Annotated in this window: 14 protein-coding genes; 2 read left to right on the forward strand and 12 right to left on the reverse strand. The window is 45.0% G+C overall.

Annotated features, from left to right (window positions below; genetic code table 11):
- Nucleotides 1-2: 2 nt before the first annotated feature.
- From EZV76_RS01335 to EZV76_RS01375, 9 genes are all read right to left on the reverse strand, one after another.
- The gene (locus tag EZV76_RS01335; RefSeq protein WP_136564798.1) at nt 3-1,736 is read right to left on the reverse strand and encodes a SulP family inorganic anion transporter; all 1,734 of its coding nucleotides are present in this window, start codon (nt 1,734-1,736) and stop codon (nt 3-5) included.
- Nucleotides 1,737-1,799: 63 nt separating this feature from the next.
- The gene (locus EZV76_RS01340) at nt 1,800-2,432 is read right to left on the reverse strand and encodes a Crp/Fnr family transcriptional regulator (RefSeq protein ID WP_116216910.1); all 633 of its coding nucleotides are present in this window, start codon (nt 2,430-2,432) and stop codon (nt 1,800-1,802) included.
- A 151-nt stretch (nt 2,433-2,583) separates the two neighbouring features.
- On the reverse strand, nt 2,584-3,657 hold the full coding sequence (locus tag EZV76_RS01345) for a sulfatase-like hydrolase/transferase (RefSeq protein WP_136564799.1): 1,074 nt from the start codon (nt 3,655-3,657) through the stop codon (nt 2,584-2,586).
- A 3-nt stretch (nt 3,658-3,660) separates the two neighbouring features.
- Nucleotides 3,661-5,250 (reverse strand): fibronectin type III domain-containing protein, encoded by a 1,590-nt coding sequence (locus EZV76_RS01350; protein WP_136564800.1) that lies wholly within the window; start codon nt 5,248-5,250, stop codon nt 3,661-3,663.
- Complete coding sequence (gene pbfA, locus EZV76_RS01355) at nt 5,250-6,620, reverse strand: (R)-1-hydroxy-2-aminoethylphosphonate ammonia-lyase (RefSeq protein ID WP_136564801.1); 1,371 nt, start codon at nt 6,618-6,620, stop codon at nt 5,250-5,252. Before pbfA ends, EZV76_RS01350 begins: the two co-directional genes overlap by 1 nt.
- The gene (locus EZV76_RS01360) at nt 6,598-7,836 is read right to left on the reverse strand and encodes a ComEC/Rec2 family competence protein (RefSeq protein ID WP_236640862.1); all 1,239 of its coding nucleotides are present in this window, start codon (nt 7,834-7,836) and stop codon (nt 6,598-6,600) included. Before EZV76_RS01360 ends, pbfA begins: the two co-directional genes overlap by 23 nt.
- A 36-nt stretch (nt 7,837-7,872) precedes the next feature.
- Nucleotides 7,873-9,528: an alkaline phosphatase family protein gene (locus tag EZV76_RS01365; RefSeq protein WP_136564803.1), complete on the reverse strand. Its 1,656-nt coding sequence runs from the start codon at nt 9,526-9,528 to the stop codon at nt 7,873-7,875.
- 78 nt (nt 9,529-9,606) lie between these two features.
- Entirely contained in the window at nt 9,607-11,055 is a 1,449-nt protein-coding gene (locus EZV76_RS01370) for a SusD/RagB family nutrient-binding outer membrane lipoprotein (protein WP_136564804.1), read from the reverse strand.
- 20 nt (nt 11,056-11,075) lie between these two features.
- Nucleotides 11,076-14,285, reverse strand: a complete 3,210-nt coding sequence (locus tag EZV76_RS01375) for a SusC/RagA family TonB-linked outer membrane protein (protein ID WP_136564805.1) — start codon at nt 14,283-14,285, stop codon at nt 11,076-11,078.
- A gap of 280 nt (nt 14,286-14,565) precedes the next feature.
- Between EZV76_RS01375 and EZV76_RS01380 the strand changes: the two genes are divergently transcribed.
- Nucleotides 14,566-15,132 carry a helix-turn-helix domain-containing protein gene (locus EZV76_RS01380; protein WP_129655114.1) on the forward strand — a complete coding sequence of 189 codons (567 nt, stop codon included), beginning with the start codon at nt 14,566-14,568 and terminating at the stop codon, nt 15,130-15,132.
- On the opposite strand, the gene EZV76_RS01385 is transcribed toward EZV76_RS01380, so the two are convergent.
- From EZV76_RS01385 to EZV76_RS01395, 3 genes are read right to left on the reverse strand one after another with little or no spacing between them, the layout of a single operon-like run.
- Entirely contained in the window at nt 15,129-15,803 is a 675-nt protein-coding gene (locus tag EZV76_RS01385) for a phosphonatase-like hydrolase (protein WP_136564806.1), read from the reverse strand. The two genes, EZV76_RS01380 and EZV76_RS01385, sit on opposite strands and share 4 nt — an antisense overlap.
- 9 nt (nt 15,804-15,812) lie before the next feature.
- Nucleotides 15,813-16,970 (reverse strand): TIGR03364 family FAD-dependent oxidoreductase, encoded by a 1,158-nt coding sequence (locus EZV76_RS01390; protein ID WP_136564807.1) that lies wholly within the window; start codon nt 16,968-16,970, stop codon nt 15,813-15,815.
- On the reverse strand, nt 16,960-18,168 hold the full coding sequence (locus EZV76_RS01395) for a DUF5690 family protein (protein ID WP_236640829.1): 1,209 nt from the start codon (nt 18,166-18,168) through the stop codon (nt 16,960-16,962). Before EZV76_RS01395 ends, EZV76_RS01390 begins: the two co-directional genes overlap by 11 nt.
- Nucleotides 18,169-18,448: 280 nt before the next feature.
- Here EZV76_RS01395 and EZV76_RS01400 point away from each other — a divergent pair, with 280 nt between their 5' ends.
- Nucleotides 18,449-19,939 (forward strand): xylulokinase, encoded by a 1,491-nt coding sequence (locus tag EZV76_RS01400; RefSeq protein WP_136564809.1) that lies wholly within the window; start codon nt 18,449-18,451, stop codon nt 19,937-19,939.
- Nucleotides 19,940-19,949 lie beyond the last annotated feature (10 nt).

A 19,949-nucleotide genomic window follows, 5' to 3' on the forward strand; every position in this document is an offset into this window, starting at 1 on the left:
AGTTACAAACTCTTTGTTTTGGATTGTAGCGAGACCCTTCTCTGAACTCCGGTTCTTTCCTTGTGATCGGAGCAGTAATCCACGGCCTCAAAGGTTTGGACAAAAAGGTTTTCCTCCCCAATAATATCGATAAGTCCACTGTGGTACAAAATGTCCCTTGTTGGACCAATGGCTCCTGTTATCAACAATTGGATCCCCTTTTCCCGTAAATCCAAAATGATGCGTTCCAAAAGGGTCGTCGCACTACTATCAATATAATTGATGGCCTCCGCATTAAGGATGATATACTTCAACCCACTTCCCTTTTTTTCTATTTGTTGATAAAGCTGTTTTTTGAAATAATCCTTGTTGCCAAAATACAGTTGGGCATCAAATCGAATGATGAGCTTGTCAGTCTCTACCTCCACTTCTTCCGGAAACCGGTTCACATTCTTAAAATAATCAGTGCCCTTTATCCGTCCCAAAACGGCAATATGGGGATTGGAAATTCGGTATACCAACAACAACAAGGAAAGCAACACGCCCAAAAGGATTCCTTCGATCAACCCTATGAAAAGGGTCAATAAAAAGGTAGCGACCAACAACATGAACTCATCCTTTCTGCTCTTGAAAAGCATTGCGGGATATTTTAAATCTATCAGTCCAAAAACCGATACAATAATGATTGCTCCCAATGCTGCCGCTGGCAAATCATGGAACAAGGGTGTTAAAAACAAAAGGACACCAGCAATCAACAGGGCACTAAAAATAAGTGCCATTCCTGTTTTCGCCCCGGCCTGATCATTGACCGCAGTACGTGAAAAACTTCCTGAAACGGGAAAAGACTGAAAAAAAGAGCCTATGAGATTGGAAAAACCCAAGGCACGAAGTTCTTGGTTGGCATCCAGCTCATATTCCGTATGTTTTTCTTCGATGGTCTTGGCAATAGAAATGGATTCCATGAACCCGAATAGGGCCACCGTAATGGCTATGGGCAATAATTGTCCTATTAGTTCCCATTGCAATACTGGCATTTGAAAATTGGGCAATCCTTTGGGGACTTCTCCCACCACCTGAATTCCTTTGGTCTCCAAACTCAAAAATAATACTGCCAAAATTCCCATAATTACAATGACCAACGGAGTAGGTATTTTTTTGCTTACTCGGTTCATGATCAAGATTAGGATGATAGCCACAATGCCCAATATCAATGTGTACGAATTAATCTGTCCCAAATTGTCAAAAATATTCCCGAGCAGAAGGTGAATTTTGCTGGACTGCGTTATCTGAACCCCAAAAATATGCTTCAGTTGGCCCAATCCAATCAAAATGGCCGCAGCAGAAGTAAATCCGCTAATGACGGGTTTGGACAAAAAATTGACAAAAAATCCCATTCTAAAAAAACCCAATACCAATTGAACACCCCCTATAAGAAGAGCTAAAAGAAGTACGGCTGCAATATAATCTTGGGTGTTGGCAAGTTGTAAAGCGCCTACTCCTGCCGCCACCAATAGGGAATCCATGGCCACCGGACCCACTGCCAACTGGCGTGATGTACCTGTCAACGCATAAACAATCTGCGGAACCAGTGCAGCGTAAAGTCCATAAATGGGTGGCATTCCGGCAATCATGGCATAGGCCATCCCTTGAGGCACCAACATGACCCCCAAGGTGAGTCCCGCAATGAGATCCCCATAAAGGAGTGAACGATTATAGGTCTTCAACCACGATAAAAAGGGAAAAAACCGTTTAAGCATAGGGTTGGTTTTGAACAAAAATACGGTTCTGTGTATTGCTTTACAGTAACCAAAAGCACAGACCTATAGATCTAAAATCTGGATATAGTTCCGGTGAAGGACCAATTTCTTCATTTTCTCGAGCTTTTTCAACAAGCGTGATATCACTACCCTCGAGGTGTGCAGGTCATAGGCAATCTCTTGATGGGTACTTCGTATCTGATTGTCGTTGGTCACCTCAATCTTCTTTTTGAGATAGTCCACCAAACGTTGATCTAAATTTTTAAAGGCAATACTGTCCACCGTCTGCAACAGTTCATTCAATCGGTTATGATAGCTTTCGAACACATAATTGCGCCATCCTTTGTACTTGGCCATCCATTCTTCCATTTTTTGGACGGGCACCATCATAATTTTGGCATCGGTCTCGGCAATGGCCCTAATCTCACTTTGGGTGTGACCCATACAACAGGCCATGGTCACGGAACAGGTCTCCCCTTGTTCCAGATAGTAAAGCAACAATTCATCGCCCTCATCATCTTCCCGCAATACTTTAATGGCTCCGGAAAGCAGCAATGGAATACTTCTGATATAGTTTCCGATATCCATGATGGTCTCGCCAGCAGGGACTTCCATGCACTTGCCCACTTCAATAATCTCATCAATAAGGGGTTGCTCAAAATGGGAACTGAATATTCCTAAAAGTTCTTCTTTCATATGATAGTTATACCCCTCTAAGGTAACCATTTTAGGTAAAAACACCCATGACCGGGCCAAGATGAAAATCCATAAAAAGCAAGGGCCCGCACTTTGTGCGGGCCCTGACAAACTAACTCAAACTAATTAACTGAAAATAAAACTGACGTTCTTATAATTTTAAAGGACTCCCCTTGATTTCTTTTACCATAGGAATATCCAAGAGCTGTAGCACCGTGGGGGCAATCTGATTGGAGTATAACTGTTCATTTTCCATCTCTCCCAATGCTCTGACATCTTTTCCAAAGGCAATCAACCAAACTTGGCCTGCCCCATTGATCTTACTTCCATGACTTCTCCAAGTATCCAAGGGTTGGGTGCCCCTACCATGATCGGTGGTGATCAAAAAGACGGTTTGGCCCTTATAGAATTCATCTTCTTGGGCAAACTCCCAAAGTTCCTTGATCAGGGCATCGGTGTTGTGGGCCGATTTCAAATAGGACTGATAGTCCCCATCATGCGCAAAATCGTCGGTTTCCCCGTAGGAAATGTAGACCAGATTGGGATGCTCTTTTTTCATATGTTCCAAGGCATAATGGTGGGTAAAGGCATCCAACCGAACACTGCCCCAAGGGCTGGGAATCTGTTCCTGCAATTGGTTAAGGAATTTTTCGCGCTCATTCAAATTTTTGGTGGCTGACTCAAAACCGGCATTTACCGGAATCCCTGATCGTTCTTCGTTGATGATGTACGGAAACACATCCCAACTCCCAAATGCGGCAACCTTTCCCTTCCCTTTGGGCGAATTGTGGTACCGTTCCAAAATGGTGGTATTGGGATTGTTCATCTTATCGTTACTGGTGATTCTGGCATCGTCCGCGGTACCGGTAAGTATCTCGTTATAGCCTGGATAGGAGAACCACATGGTATTGGTAAGGTTCACTTTACTATCCAAATTCCGGTTGCCGTGCAATTGGCCCATTTTGGACACTTGGCCCCATACAAATGGTAAAAGCACCTCTCTCCGCTCTTTTGGGGTGTCCCTCCAGTAGGTATTCTTCAACATATCCGGATTGTGGACATACTCCTTGTTCGTCACCAAAAGGGAGTCTGCACCCGTAAAGAGTTCTTGCCAACGGAACCCATCCAACGTAATTAAAATTACCTTGGTGTTGTTCGAGTCTTGGGCATTCCCTATTTGCATCGCCACCAATGCCATAATCAAAAGCAAAATCCTGTTCTTCATGTTTTATTTGGTTTTAAAGGATGTTATTTGGGACCAGTCGCTCCAATTCAGGTTTTGGTCCCGGTATCTTACTCGCCAAAAATACGTGGTATTTGGTTTTAGACGCCTGGTCTTTTCATCCGTAAGATCATCATCTTTTTGTCTGTTTTCCTTATAGTACCAGTTTTCATGCTGCTTCCAGCTCTCAAAGGCCAACTTTTCGAAGTCCTTGGCTTCTGAAACCTGCCAATGCGATGCCGCATGGAATGTTCCCTGATGGCTACTTTCAAACGCTCCGGCTTTAAGTGTGGTCCCTTCAATACTTACCACTTCATCTTCTTTTGGGGTCAAAGGCATGGGTGCAGCTGGCTTCCGTTCCTTTCTCCAGATGGTAATGCTATCGCGAAGCTCATTATTCCTAAAATCTTCTTCATTTCCCCTACTGATGCGTTTAATGGTAAATCTGGGGTCTTCCCGGTCACCATCCACTTCAACCATTACAAATCCGTATTCGTCCTGGGTCACGGTAAACTCATCATAATCCCTACCTTCAAACTCGCCCCAGTTGTCTATGGCTCCACCTGCCGATGCCACATTGACCCACAAATGCTTATGGTTGCGGGACTGTCCCCGGGAATAGCCGTGTGTATGTCCAAAAAAGTGGATGCTGGGTTTTCCGGTCTTGGTGGAAAACGCTTCCAACATCTTCACCACTTTTCCGGTTGATTCTTCCTCTCCGGGAATCCAAAGTTCCGATTTATGGGGATGGTGCAGTTGGGCAAAAACAAAGTCAATGGCATCATTTTTCTCGGTTTCGGTCAAGAGGTTTTCCAACCATTCATACTGCTCTCTCAAATCCCGATAGCCTTCATTGGAGTTCAATCCAATGACCCGAGTATTGCCGTAGTCCTTATACCACCAATGTTCGGCATAGGCCGGTGTACCATTCTCAGGAAGACTAAAGTATTTGAAATAGAACACTGAGTTCCGCTCATGGTTGCCCAGAACGGGATATACGGGAACCTGTGCAAAAAGTTTTTGGGCCGGATCAAAGAAGTGGTTCTTCCACTGGCTGTAATTGCTTCCTGTGGCCACCAAATCCCCGGGAATCATCACCAAGGCCAAATTTTCGGGCAACTTGCCTTCAAATTCCTGTTCCAAGTACTGTATCACCCCTTCATTCACCATTTCGGAAAACTTGTTGGGGTTTTGACTATCATACTGCATATCGCTCATGGCCACAATGTTGAACGATTCTTGGTCGCTAGCAAAAGGCGGGGTCTTAAACTGGAAAATATCCGATTTCACCTTGCCCGTCTTTACCCGATAATAGTATTCGGTAAACCGTTGCAGACCGGTCAACTTTACCTCATGGATCCTCGTATCCGAAAAGTTGACATCATAGGCTATCCCTTGGGTCTTCTTGCCCAATTTTTCCGTGGTTCCCCATTCCACAATGCTCTCCTCACCGCTACTGGTCTCCCATTTGATGATGATGGAGTTGGGTTGCGCATCCTGTAGATAGGGCTGCACCAAAATTTGGGGCTGTTCCTGGGCCACGGCTAGGACCGTACCCGCAAAAAAATAGAATAAAAGTTGGTTGATTTTTTTCATTAGACGATTGCGTTGGTTTTAAGAAAAGCTTCATTCAATATTTCCAAGGCTTTTTCCAATTCTTCTTGTGATATGGTCAATGGGGGTGACAATTGCAGAACGTTTCCTTTGGAAACCTTAAAGCTCAATCCCATTTTTAGACATTCGTACATGATCTCCTCGGCCTCCACAACGGCTTTTTCCTTGGTGGTCCTGTTGGTGACCAATTCTATACCCCAAAGTAGGCCCATGCCCCTTACATCCCCGATCAAGGAATATTTACGGTGCAATTTGTAGAGTGCATTTTTCAGAAAGGCTTCATGGGTCTTTACCTTGTCCAAAAGGTTCTCTTCTTCGATAATATCAAGAACCGTCAAGCCTGCCATGGCCCCCAATGGGCTTTTCTCGTGGGTGTAATGCCCCAAGGAGATATGCCCAAAAGTGTTGTATTCATCCCGGGTTACGATAGCAGCTTGGGGAATGATCCCTCCTCCCAATCCCTTGCCAAGACAAAGAATGTCAGGTTCAATACCATAGTGTTCAAAAGCGAACATTTTCCCGGTCCTTCCCAAGGCGATTGGGATTTCATCCAAAATCAATAACACCCCATGCTTGGTACAGAGCTCCCGCGCCCCTTTCCAAAATTTTTCCGAAGGAATCTGCACATCGGTATTCCTGATGGTCTCCGCCAACAAGGCCCCTATCTGGTTGTCCTTGGAAAGGACATACTCCAAATACTCCAAAGCCTTATCCTCATTCCCCTCAAAAATGCCCCGATAGGTAATGGGGGGTGGAATGCGTTCCACACCGGGCATCAAAGGACCCATGTGCTCCCTAAAAACCGATTCGCCCCCTACGCTGATCGCATCCAGTGAAGCCCCATGGAAGGAATCCCAAAATGAAACCACCTTGTGCTTTCCCGTAACGGCCCGTGCCAATTTCAAGGCAATGCCAATGGCTGAGCTTCCGTTTGGGGTGAGCAACACCCTATTGAGTCCTTTTGGACAGACCGAGACCAACTTTTCAGCAAATTGTATGGCCACCTCATTGGTGTACCTTCGGGTAGAAAAGGTCAATCCTTGTAATTGTTCCGTCAACCGACCCACCAATTTGGGGTTGGAAAACCCAATTTGATGCACATTGTTTCCGTGGAAGTCGAGGTATTTTTTACCTGAAATGCTTTCAATATATGAGCCTTCGCAGTTTTTCAACACATCCAAACAGGGTGTGGACATGGACTGATGCAAAAAGTACTTGGCGTCCTTTTCCAATAGTTCCTTGGTTTGTTCGTTCACATCGCCTTCTACCCACTTCCCTCTCGCGGAGGTTAGGTTGATGTCTCCTTCCACAACATATTCCCCGCTGTGCTTATCTTGCTTTGTATGGTCCATATTTTGCTCGTATTTTACGTTCTTCGGATGTATCGTCCAGTACATAAATATCGTACATGTTTCCGTTATCGTACACCCGAACCACAATGTGTCCTTCCTGACTCTTATATTGATCTACTCTGCCTCCTATGACATCCTTGGTACCCTGAAGCATAATGGTGGAGAAAATATCCCTCTCTCCAGGGTAAAGTCGTTTTGAGGTGATTCTTCGCAGTACCTCCTCCCCCGGATGGTCCGCCGTCCAGTTTTGTTGGATCCAAACCCGCGGCCTAATGGTACGAACATAATAGGGGTTCTGGGAATCCCGGTTGCCATGATGATTCAACGTGGCCACATCCACCGGGCCAATGACGGGCGCCACATGCGATTCAAGGGCGTTGATATCCGTTTGCCCAAACCCATCGATTCCCGCAATATCCCCTCCGGCAAAATAGTTGAATTTCCCATAATCTATCCTGATGCAATTGCTCAAAGGGTTTTCGCCGGGGTACTCACCTACTTTAAAAAGAGAATGGGTTTTAGTATCCTCTCCAGTCCAGATCACCCCATTGGAGGCAATGTTCCGAACGAAAAAATCAGGATAATCCTTTGGATTATGTTTCAAAACGATTTGGTTCACGGCTCCCACTTTCAAGGCTTCATTTTCCAATCCGTTTTCTTTGGATTGATAGGCAATAAACTTCCAGTATTCCTTCAAGGTTGGAACCAGGCCGTATGTATCCTTGGAGAAACGTTCCCTGGATTGCACCTTGGCATCCTTTAAATCCAAGGGGAAATCAAATCCGCGATCAATCAGTTTTTTGATGGGCAACAACGAACCCACCTCCATAATCCCAGTCAACTGATACCCTCCAGATGCCTTTCTTCGCAGGGAGTCCACCTCACCAAAGTGATCATCGTGGTAATGGGTGATCAAGGCATAATCCAACTGCCCATTTTGGTTTTTGGGTATGAATTGATCTATGTAATCCACAATCCATTCAGGGGCAGTTTTTGACCGGTTGGGAACCAACTTGGCATTTCTACTTGATGTGGTCCTTGGGTGGGTTTCGGACATATCGCCGGCGTCCACCAAGAATGTTGTCCCATCCGGAAACACCATGAAAGCGGCATCTCCCCTACCCGTGTTGATGTGGTGGATATCCAAAAAACCAGGCTTCCAATCAGGTAATTGCGTGTCCTGTCCATGTGAAATCCAAACAGACAGGGCAAACATCAAAAAACCCAATTTTTTAAGGTTGAGGAACATCTATTACTTGACTCTGTATAATTTATTTGCAGGCATAATCTGCTTGGGAACATCTTTCCCTTGATACTTTACATCCAAATGGTAGCCGCCACCGCCATTGAAGAACTCCACACGTACCTCATGACGTCCCTTGGCCAATTCCAAGGTTCCGCTACGTTCCATAACGCCATGGTCCCCATCGTTGTCCACTACCAATATCCCATCCACATAGAGTTTGCTACCATCATCACTATTGGTGAAGAAGCGATACTTTCCTTCCTCTTCGATTTCCAAATAGCTTATCAACACCAAGGCCACCTGATCTTGTTGAATGTCCGGACTCAAGGCCTGCTTATGGGAGAACTCCGTTACATACCCCTCCTTGACAGGTTTTAGGGTTGAGAAATCCGGAAGCTTTTCCATTTTTTCCCCATAGAATATCTGAAACTTTACGGGGTCCTCCTTGCTTTTTGGGACAATTCTAAAATTGGCCTCGGCCATGGTGCTTGCCATGGCTCCATTTTGAAAAACAGCAGCTTTCAACACCGCCGTTTCCTTCAGATAGAAGGTGTCTTGGTACACCGAGCTGTTGGCTGCCGTTGGCACCTCACCCCCCAACACATAGCGAATTTCCCCACTATTGTTCGGGTTTTGTATCACCACTGCTACGGAATCGGCCTTGAAAACTCCGCCTGCCGGCTCATAATGGCCCGCATCGGGAAGAATCTTAGGTTGGGTAATCTGCTCTTTTCGCTTGTAGGTCAGTTTGGGTTTTTTATTTCCTATAAAAGCCCCTTTTACAGGTCTGCCAATCCATGCTTGTGGTGTTTGCAGTCCCATGGCGTAGGCCACCGTGGGGGCATTGTCGTATTGGTATACGGTTTCTTCAATTTCATAGCCCTTCTTCACCCCGGCTCCGTACATGATGAAGGGAATAGTCATTTCGGCCAAACTCTCCCCACCATGTCCGTAACCCAATCCTCCATGATCCGCAGATACAATGAAAAGGGTCTTTTCAAACATCCCGGCATCTTTGGTGGCTTTTACGATCTCAGTGATCAAGGAATCCGCTTTTGCCACAGAAGTGTAGTACTCCGGACTGCCATGGCCCATACTGTGCCCAGCATGATCCACATGGTCCAGATGCACAAACGTAAACTTGGGCGTGTGTTCCTTGATGTAGGTTATTGCATCTGTGGTAGTCCCGTCTTCGTGGTCGCCATTGATATCAAAGTCAACATCGTCCTTTTCAAACAATCGTCCAAAACCGTCCCAATCGTAAATGGCACCCACATGGGCTTCTGGTTGTTGGTCCTTGAACAAAGTGAAAATGGTAGGGAAAGTACCGTTCTTGGTGGCCACGACCGGGGGCAATTGATGGTCAAATTTTTCCCATCCGTTGGAAGTGATCCCATGCTGCTCCGTATCGGCACCCATGATCATACTGGCCCAATTGGGACTGGAACTTGAAGGGAGGACCGACCTTGCTTGCATGGTTGCGGCTCCATTTTGAACCATGGAATCCAACATAGGAGTGCTGGCTTTTCGGATACCATCCGGACTCATCCCATCCACTCCAATCACAACCACGTGATCTATGGCGAATTCTTTTTTATCCGTTTTGTCACAGGCAAAAACCAAGACGGTCAACAGAGCCAAACTAAGTACTTTTTTTATCATGATCATAACTCTTAAATAGCAAAGGCTGCCCCGTTCAAAGGGCAACCGTTTGCTCGCTGAAATGAATGAATTCTTCTACTAATACCGGGTTCCGGTTTCCCACCAGCCTTTGGTATTTATGTTGTCTCCCGCTCCGCCCATGGCACTTACGGCACCGTCATAATTGGCCTTGTTCAGGGTTTGTTCCGATGAAGGATAAAGGAAACGAACGGGATACAATCCTCCGTTCAAATCGTCTTGACCTGTTTCCAATGCAGGCATGCCTGTTCTTCTGTAATCCATCCAACCTTGATAGTCCACATTCCAAAGGGCAATGGTCTTTTGGGTCAACAGAAGTTCCAAGGTGCCATCATATTGTACTTCGGATTCCAACAAATAGGCTTCAATGTCGGCATCATCAACACCCCAATAGGAAAGGCTTGCCCTAATACCTTCATTGTAATAGCTCTCCGCACTTCCAGTAATGATGCCTCTTTCGGCAGCTTCCGCCAAAATAAATTGTACTTCTGAGTTTTTCATGATGAAAGCTTCGGCTTGAGTGGCAGAAAAGTAAAACAACTCCACATCCAACCTGCTTGGACTAAACTCGTCATCATAGGCACGGGCATTGTCCTGGTTCAGGCCAATAGGGATACCTACCCAATCACCATCGCTGTTTCTATCGAACCAAATGTCCAAACGTGGGTCATTAAAACGTTCAAAATAATCCAACAAGGTGGTGCACAAGCTTTTTTCATCAAAGCCTCCGATACGGCCAGTACTCTCGGGCCAAGAATCGGTGTTGGAAGTTCCGCTGTACACCAATGTAGCATTGTCCTCATTGGAATCGATATAGTTTCCTGCATTGACAATGGACTGCATGTCGGCAGAAACATCCCTACGTTTTGAAATCCGCATTAAATAGCGCAGTCTCAATGAGTTTGCCAACCTTCTCCATTTGGTGGCATCCCCATTATAAATCACATCTCCTGAAGAACCTGCAATTGCCTCTCCTTTTGCCAGTGCAGCATCTGCGTCGGCCAAATCTTGCAACACCCCATTATATACGGTCTCTTGATCATCATATACTGGAGTAAATATTCCATCAGACTTACCGGACATGGCTTCGGAGTAAGGAACATGTCCGTACAAGTCGGTCAGGTTGGCAAAACTAAGGGCCCTCATGGTAAGGGCTATCCCTTCATAGGTTGCATTTTGGGTGCCCTCTGCCCTGGATATTTCCAAAATATCGTTGATTTCCGGCAAGTAATTGTAGAAGAAATTCCACATGCCTTGATCTCCCCAATCAAATTGGCTAAACCCAGGAAAGTTGTTCTTGGCCATCAATTGGGTAATGGTGTTTCCATCGCTGTAGCCCTCTTGTGTAAGTGTTCTGGTAATTTCCGAGGTCACGGTGGATACCAGTAAGTTGGCACTTACCTGCTCCGGGGCATTGGGGTTCATATTGATTTCTTCAAAGTTTTCGGTACAGGACACCATTAGGGTTCCCGCTAGAAATATTGACGCTATGATGTTTGATGTCTTCATCTTTTTTTCGTCTTGACTATTTAAAATTCTACATTAAGGTTCAGTCCAAAACTTCTGGTACTGGGCAGGGCCATGTCTTCTACACCGGGCACAATATTGCCTCCGGAGAAAGAAATGGTCTCAGGATCTACGTGGTCATTTTCTGTCCACAAAGCAAGGTTTCGGCCAACCAGTGAAATGGTAGCTGACCTAATTGGGGTTCTTTCCAACAATTTACTTGGGAAGGTATATCCCAACTTCACTTCACGAAGTTTCACATAGGTTGCATCGAACATTGAGCTTTGCTCATTGCCTCTGTTATACACATGGGAATAGTAGTTGGATGCAGCCACACTCTGCGTATTGGGCGTATAGCTTCCATTACCATTATCAATTACACCTTGTGCAACGATACCAGTCTCACGTCCTGGCACTGTAAAATCCAACATCCCAGTTGTACCTCCAATGGCAACGGTCCTTGAGTGGTACACCCCACCTTGTCTCCAATCGAAAAGGAATCCGAACCTGAAGTTCTTATACTGGAAACTGTTTTGGAAACCTACCATGAAATCTGGATTGTAGTTTCCAAGATTGCGTAGTTCATTGCTTCGGATAGGCAAGCCTGAACCCTCATCAATGATCCACTGTCCATAGTAGGGGCTGCTCTTATCGGTTACCTGCTCAAATCCAGTCCCGTATAAATCTCCCATTCGCTCACCCACTTCGGCCACCACTTGCAGGTAGTTCTCTTTTACCAAATAGCTGGTAAGTCCATCGGTAAGTTCCTTTACTTCACCACGGTTGGCGGTAAAGTTGATATTGGTATCCCAGCTAAAGCTATCGGTCTTTACAGGAGTTGCGCTCAATGTAACCTCAATACCTTTATTCTCCACCTCACCGGCGTTGATGATCCTTGACCCATATCCTGAAGTGTTGGAGACTGGAAGGGAAAGAATCTGGTTATCGGTAACAGATTTGTAAGCAGCAACATCCAAGCCTAGACGACTTTGGAAGAATCGCAGATCGGCACCCACTTCAAAGGAGTTGGTTCTTTCCGGTTTTAGGTCTGCCAATTTCAATTCTGAAGGTGAATACGCCCTAGAGAATCCATTAAAGGTATTTCCAAATCCATAGGTGGCAGCCAAGTTGTAAGGATCGGTATCGTTCCCCACGGTGGCCCATCCTCCTCGGATTTTGGCAAAACTGATGGCTTTTGGCATCTCAAACATATCGGAAAGGATAAAACTCATTCCAACCGAAGGGTAGAAATAGCTATTGTTTCCATCAGGCAAAGTGGACGACCAATCGTTACGGGCCGTTACATCCAAGAAGGCATAGTCCTTATAGGAAACGTTCGAAAAGGCATAGAGACTGTTCACCGTAAACTTGCTATCGTAATCGCTCTGTGTCAAAGGCTCGGCGGCATTACCAAAATTGTAGATGTCGGGAATGGACAATGAGTTGGCGCTTATGCGCTGATATCTGTTCTTTGCCGAACGATGGTTGGCCCCCATGGAGATCCCAAAGTCAAAATCCTCGTTCAACTCCTTGTTATAGGCCAAAAGAAAATCTGTGTTCTGCTCATAAGCATAAATGTAGTCTTCACGATACTGCCCATTTGGGAATCGCTGGGTTGAAAAAGCCCTTTTACGCATATCCAGTTCATTGGAATAATCAAACCCGGAGCGCAACATAAAGCTCAAATCCTTGGTCAACTTCAAATCGGCCCGCAAGTTGGTAATCACACGGTCCTTGTTAAAGGCGTTTGTGTTTTCAAAAACCGTAAAGAACGGGTTGTCATGGTAGTTATAGTTGTAATTGTACTGTTGTACATTTTCCAAACCAGGCTGCCAGTAATCCCTTAGTCCGTTCATGTCTATATGACGACCGAACCAGATCCATAGGTACATTACGTTTTCCGTTCCATAAGAGTTGTTGGGACGGTTCCTTGAATTGGAATTGACGTAGTTCATAGATCCCGTCACCTTCAACCAATCAGTCAGGTTATAGGTTCCGTTCACTTGGTAGGAACGTCTTTTGAAGTTGGAGTTCGGAATAACGCTCTCGCTCTGCAAATCGGTGAAAGACACCCTGAAATTTCCATCCTCATTACCGCCGGTCAATGCAATGTTATTGCTCATGGTAAAGCCGGTTCTGAAGAAGTCATCAATATTACTTGAATGCGGTGAAAAAGGAGTCGCAATGATTTCATCCGCAAAAGTGCCATCAGGATTTCTAGGTCGTACATGCACATCCCCAGCACGCAATCCGCTAGTGGTTGGGCTATCGTGCTGTGGAATCAGTTGCCCATCCAAGGCAGGACCCCAGCTTTCATCCACATGGTCATTGATCCCTCCGGTCAAGGAACGGTTCTGACCTCCATCATTAAAGGCAAACTGTCCACCAGATCCCTGTCCGTATCTGTTTTGATACTTAGGCAAGGTCAACAAGTCCTCAAAAGTGGTGTTATTGGTATATGAAACCCCGATACCTCTTGCGCCTCTTCCTGATTTTGTAGTGATAAGGACAACCCCATTGGCTCCCCTTGAACCGTAAAGTGCGGTTGCATTGGGACCTTTCAATACGGTCATGGTCTCCACATCATCCGGGTTGATGTCCATGGCGCCATTACCGTAATCTACTTCCATGTTACCTTCGGAACCACGGCTGCTCACATTATTATTAATAGGAATACCATCCACCACAAATAAAGGAGAGTTGGCATTGGGGCTAGGATTCAATGAATTTTCCCCACGGATGATGATCTGAGAGGACGATCCCACACCAGAATTCCCTCCAGTGACCTGAACCCCCGCCATTTTACCGGCAAGTGAGTTCACCACGTTGGTTTCCTTTGCTTCAGAAATCTCTTCCCCGGAAACTTTTTGAACGGCATAGGCCAATTTTTTGGTTTCCCTTTTGATACCCAAAGCCGTAACCACTACTTCATCCAATTGCTGTGAATCGGGTTGGAGCATAATGGTTGCCATGGTCTTTCCGGAAGGATCAAATTCTTGGGCAATATACCCTATATAGGAAACCACCAAAATTCCACCTTCCTGGGGAATTCCAATTTCAAAGTTTCCATCAAAATCTGCAGCCACCCCTACGGTGCTACCTTTCACAACAACCGATGCCCCAGGCAACGGTACACTGTTTTCATCCACAACCGTACCTGAAAATGTGGTTTGGGAATAGCCGACAATACTTACGGTAAAGGCAAGTATAAACGCTACGAATGCTTTTTTCATTTGTTGAATATTTGTAAAATTTGGTTAATTATTTATCAACAAATATCCAACACAAGCGTTAAGGCACGCAGTTGAACAGATTAAAAAAAAGATATGGAAAGGTTAAAAGAATCGCCATAATGTTAGCTAAACATTATTTACAAATATTCAATTTTTATGGTATCTTGCACCAAGTGAACACCTTAATATATTACTGTTTAACAATAGGTTAAGAAACATACTTTATTTGTTCCTTTTTCCAAAATATTATAAATACTAAAATACACGAGGTTAAGTTATCATGGATGATTATCTGATAGGCATTGGCAAACGCATCAAGGAAATACGGAGAGGCAACAAAAAGACGATCAGCGATGTTGCCATCCAAGCTGGAGTTACCGCTGGGTTGATTTCACGCATAGAAAATGGCAGGACCATCCCTTCCTTACCCGTTTTTTTAAAAATCGTGGGGGCTTTGGAAACCGAGATGATCGATTTCTTTGATGGTATGCCCAAGGTCAACGGGCACAACTTTTTGGTGTCGCGGAAAGAAGAACAGACCATCATTGAAAAAGAGGACGAAGCCATTGGATTTACCTACAATTACATCTTTGGAAAACAATTGAACTCCGTTGGTTTTGAAAGTGTACTCTTGGAGGTGCAGCCCAACTCCGAACGGGAAAAAGTAATTACAGATGCCTTTGAGTTCAAATACATTCTAACCGGTGAGTGTGCATACGTCATTGGGGACCAAGAAGTACTTTTGAAGGAAGGAGATTCCATCTTTTTTGATGGGAGAATCCCCCATGTACCCATCAACAGGGGCAAAGTACCTTCAAAGATGTTGGTGGTCTACTTCTTTATCTAATCCTTGAACAGGATTTCTTTCAGGTCACTTAATGAGTCCAAGATATAGGTTGGCTCGGCTTTCTCCAACTGTACCCTGGTCTGTGCCCCGGTAAGGACCCCAACGGTAATCCCACAGTTGGCATTTTTTCCTTCCTCAATATCAATTTCAGAATCACCAGCTTTCAGCACTTGCTCTGGATCGGTAATATTGAATAGGGCCATGGCCTTATCGATCATTTCGGAAGAAGGCCTTCCAACTTCCACGTCATCTGCCGTGATCAAGGCATCTATTTGGTCGCCTGGTTTCCAACCCAATTTTTGCAACAATGATTGCGCCGTATTGGAATCGTACCCCGTGTTCAACACCACTTTGATTCCATGGGACCGCAAGGTTTCAAAAAGCTGTTCCACTCCTTCATAAGTGGTCACCTCCAACTCGGCATAAGCTTGTTTGAGCATTTCCTTGAAACAGGCATGTACTTCCTTGGCATCCACAGTGGCATTTACCTGTTCAACAATGTCCAGAATGGCTTGATATTTCTCCTTCCCAGCCCCATGTTCCAATACTTGGTCCAAGCTAACATCAACCCCCGCATTGTTCAGTGCCTTTTGTACTGTTTTGTAAACAACATTGTCCTCGTTCACCGTAGTTCCGGCCATATCAAACACAACTAGTTTCATATCTTTCATAAGCGATTTCTATCGATTTAAAATTTTGGCAATATTCTTTTTTGAAAACCCGGCACTCCCTGTCATGCCCTTGCCTCCAATACCGGTAACGATATGGATATCTTCATCAATGATCTTTTTGAAGATATCACTGGTCTTACATTGCGAATACATTCCGTACCACCTACGCTGAATTTCATAGTTGGGCAATTGAATGATCTTTTTGGCTTCCTGCACCATAAAATTATCAATATCCATATCAAGATCATAGCCTAGATCGTCCGCATGTGCAGCATCGGCGTACTGATGTGAATCTCCCAAGATCACCGAGCCATCCAAGGCTTGTTTGAACAAAATGTGCACGCCCCAATTTTTCTGCGGCGTATCCGGTAGTTCCTTGGCCTTTATTTCGTGATAGGATGGACACTCATAAAATGCCTCATACCTTCTGATAGACCATCCGGTTAAAATGGACCCTTTCAAGGTATAATTTTCTTGGGGTTTGGTCTGCATCATCTGAAGCTTGGAAACTTCCAAATCGCTTTGGGCAAACAATTCCGGATAAAGATTCTTAAAATCGCTGCCGTTGCAAATGATAACCTTTTTGCCAAAGATACTTTCACCCATTGAGCTCCGTACTTCTATCCCGCTCCCCGTTCTCTCACAGGAAGAAACCAAAAATCCTGTTTTGATCTCCAATCCTTTTTGGGCCACCAGATATTCCTGAAGCCTATGGATCATGGTCCTTGGCTCAACGGTCACCTCATCCGGAAAGAAAAGTCCGGCCTTTACATAATCCCTACGCAATCCGGGATACCGCTCCAAACATTCGCTCTTCGTCAACATCTTGGAACTATACTCATTATTGTTGTTGATGGCCCGCAGCTCTACCAACAATTGCTCCTCTTCTTCATTGGATGCCAGGTACACGGTTCCATTTTGACGAATGCTGATATCAAACTGGGATTGGATCTCTTTATAGATCCGAAGGCTTTCCCGCCCGTACTTTTGCCATTTGGTGTTCATCCCGGATGGAACTACCTGTCCAAAGTTTTGAGTGGTGGCGCCCTTGGGATAATTATCCTTTTCAACCAAACAGACCTTCATCCCCAATTCCATGGCATGATAGGCATGAAAAGTGCCCAAAATACCGCCTCCTACAACAACTACATCATATTTATTGTCCATAATCCAATTCCTGGTTCAATTTTCCTGATTTATACCTTGCCCCAAAATGGACAAAAAGCACCACTGATATACAAATACCGATTACGGCCACGGCGTATGTGCCATATACAAAGAAGTTGAGCCATGAAAGGTTGGCCTGACCAAAGTTTTTATAGAGAAGCACCAAAACACTGCCCACATATCCAAAAGCATCGGCAATGTAAATCAAGAACCCTGAATTACCCTTTATCTTGAATGCCGCAATGAAACGATCAAAGAACAAGCAGTTGAACGGCACATAGCAGATGTAGAGTCCAAAACCGGTACAGACCATCCAAACAAAGGGGTTCATCAAACCCATTTGGAACATGAGGGTGGAAACACCCAGCACCACGGTTCCCAATATCAACAGTAAATGATACGTCAACAATGCCCTAAAGTTATCCTTCACATAAAAAATGGAGCCTATGATCAAGAGCACAATAATGGCAATGATGATTTCCGATGTGGAAAAGACGGAAATATCGCCTTGATACCCCATACTATCCCACAATTCCCGGGCAAAATTGTCTCGGAAATCCCTAAACGCGGTCAAGAAGGTGTAAAAGATGACCACCAACAAAAGCGGGAAAAAGAATTTCTTCACAAGGGCTTTACGATCTTGCTTGGTCATGGGAACACGTTCGGTACGCTGCTCCATATCCAAAGCTGTGGGCGGGGGCACCCGTTGTAAAAAGTAGGAAGACAACAACAGGGGAAGTACAAAAAGTGCCCCGGTCACCGAAGGCATCCATAGCTCACTTACTCCCCAATTATTCATTACATAGAGCCCAACGGATTTTACCACACCGCTCGAGACAATAAAACTCGCACACAAGATCACCCCTAAAACATCGGTGAACCTTCTTCCCTCAACATAAGAAAATACAATGCCCCAAACCATTCCTAGGGGAATGCCGTTCAAAAACATAAAAATAATATTATAGGGGGCCGGCAGGGTTGCAAACCCGATCAATGCCATCTCGGCCAAAAAGATCAGGGAAATCAAGAGCAACAACCTTCGGTTGGGTTTTAGTTCAGAAATGACCTTGATGCCAATAAATTTGGAAAGGGCATATCCCAAAACCTGGGCAATGATCAACAATATTTTGTAATCCACCCCAAAGTAAGCCAGCCCGTCAAACGTAGCCACGGTGAAAGGCTTCCGAAAGGCATACATACAAAAGTATGTGCCAAAAGCAGCAAGGGAGGCATGCAGGACGAATACTAGGGAAGACCGTCTTTTATGGGTGTTTTGGGTTGACACAATGTTTACAAATAATAAAATAAAGTTTCAAATTACTCACTTTTTTTGGAAAACAATTCGCTTTTTTAGTTTAAATAATCGTTAGCAAAAAATTATTCCTGTTCCATCCTAAATTGCTCTTGATCATGATTCTTGGATGACATTTAATTTTTAATGCTATTTTAATTGAATATTTGAAGCGCTCGACAACAACATGGTTAAATATTGGTTAGGTTTTGATATTGGCAGTTCATCCATTAAGGCAGCCCTGATACAAAATGAAGATGGAAGAGTGGTGGATGTTGTACAACAACCCGAAAAGGAAATGCCCATCATGGCCCCAAATCCAGGATGGGGAGAGCAAGACCCTGAACTCTGGTGGAAACACCTTTGTACTACGGTACGTGAGTTGATTTCCAAAAATGGGATTTCCAAAGAAGACATCAAAGGCATAGGCATATCGTACCAAATGCACGGTTTGGTCGTGGTGGATAAGTCCCATAAACCTATCCGGCCATCTATAATTTGGTGCGATAGTAGAGCCGTGGAAACCGGGGAAGAGCTGTTCAACAAGGCCGGTAAAGAAAAGTGTGTGGAACATCTCCTCAACTCCCCCGGAAATTTCACACTTTCCAAACTAAAATGGGTCAAGGACCATGAACCTGAAATCTTTAAGAAGATCCATAAGTTCATGTTGCCCGGCGACTATATTGCCCTAAAACTATCCGGCTCCTGCGTTACCACACCATCCGGGCTTTCCGAAGGAATTTTATGGGATTTTAAAACCAATGAAGTGGCCACATGGTTATTGAAGGAAGCTGGTATAGACCCTTCCTTGGTCTCTGAAATACGTCCCACTTTTTCGGAACAGGGTTTTGTGAGCAAACAAGGTGCTTTGGAATCCGGACTTCCCGAAGGTATTCCAATTCTTTACCGATCTGGCGACCAACCCAACAACGCCCTATCCCTGAATGTCATGGAGCCCGGACAAATAGCGGCCACAGGAGGTACTTCAGGAGTGGTATATGCCCTATCCGATAAAGAAACTACCCAAGAACACACCCGCATCAATAGCTTTGCCCACGTTAACCATACGCCCAAGGACCCAAGAATCGGCAAATTACTTTGCATCAACGGTACGGGAATCCAATATAGCTGGATCAGGAACGAACTGACCCAAGGTCTTTCCTATCACCAAATGAACCAAATGGCGGCATCCATCCCCATTGGTGCCCAAGGGTTGAGCATTCTTCCCTTCGGGAATGGCACGGAACGTATGCTGAACAATTTTGGAAAAGGCTCACGAATCTTGAACCTTCGGTTTAACCTGCACAAAGCTCCCCATATTTTCAGGGCGGCCTTGGAAGGCATTGCATTCTCCTTTGTATACGGCATGGAAATCCTACAAAACGACGGGGTGGACATCACCTCCATCAAAGCAGGCAATGACAATCTCTTTCGGGCGGGTATATTTTCCAAGACCATTGCCTCACTGACCAACAGCCGTATTGATATTGTGGAGACCACCGGGGCCGTTGGCGCAGCTAGGGCGGCAGCTTATGCCCACGGGGATTTTGACAGTATCACTGAAGCTACGGCCACGGATGCCGTTCAGTTGACGTATGAACCGGACGCTAACACTGAAAACTATCAGGAAGCCTATCAGAACTGGAAAAAAGAACTAAAAACATATCTAGAACATTGAACATTATAAA

Source organism: Flagellimonas alvinocaridis (assembly GCF_004916895.1).
GTDB classification, from domain to species: Bacteria; Bacteroidota; Bacteroidia; order Flavobacteriales; family Flavobacteriaceae; genus Flagellimonas; species Flagellimonas alvinocaridis.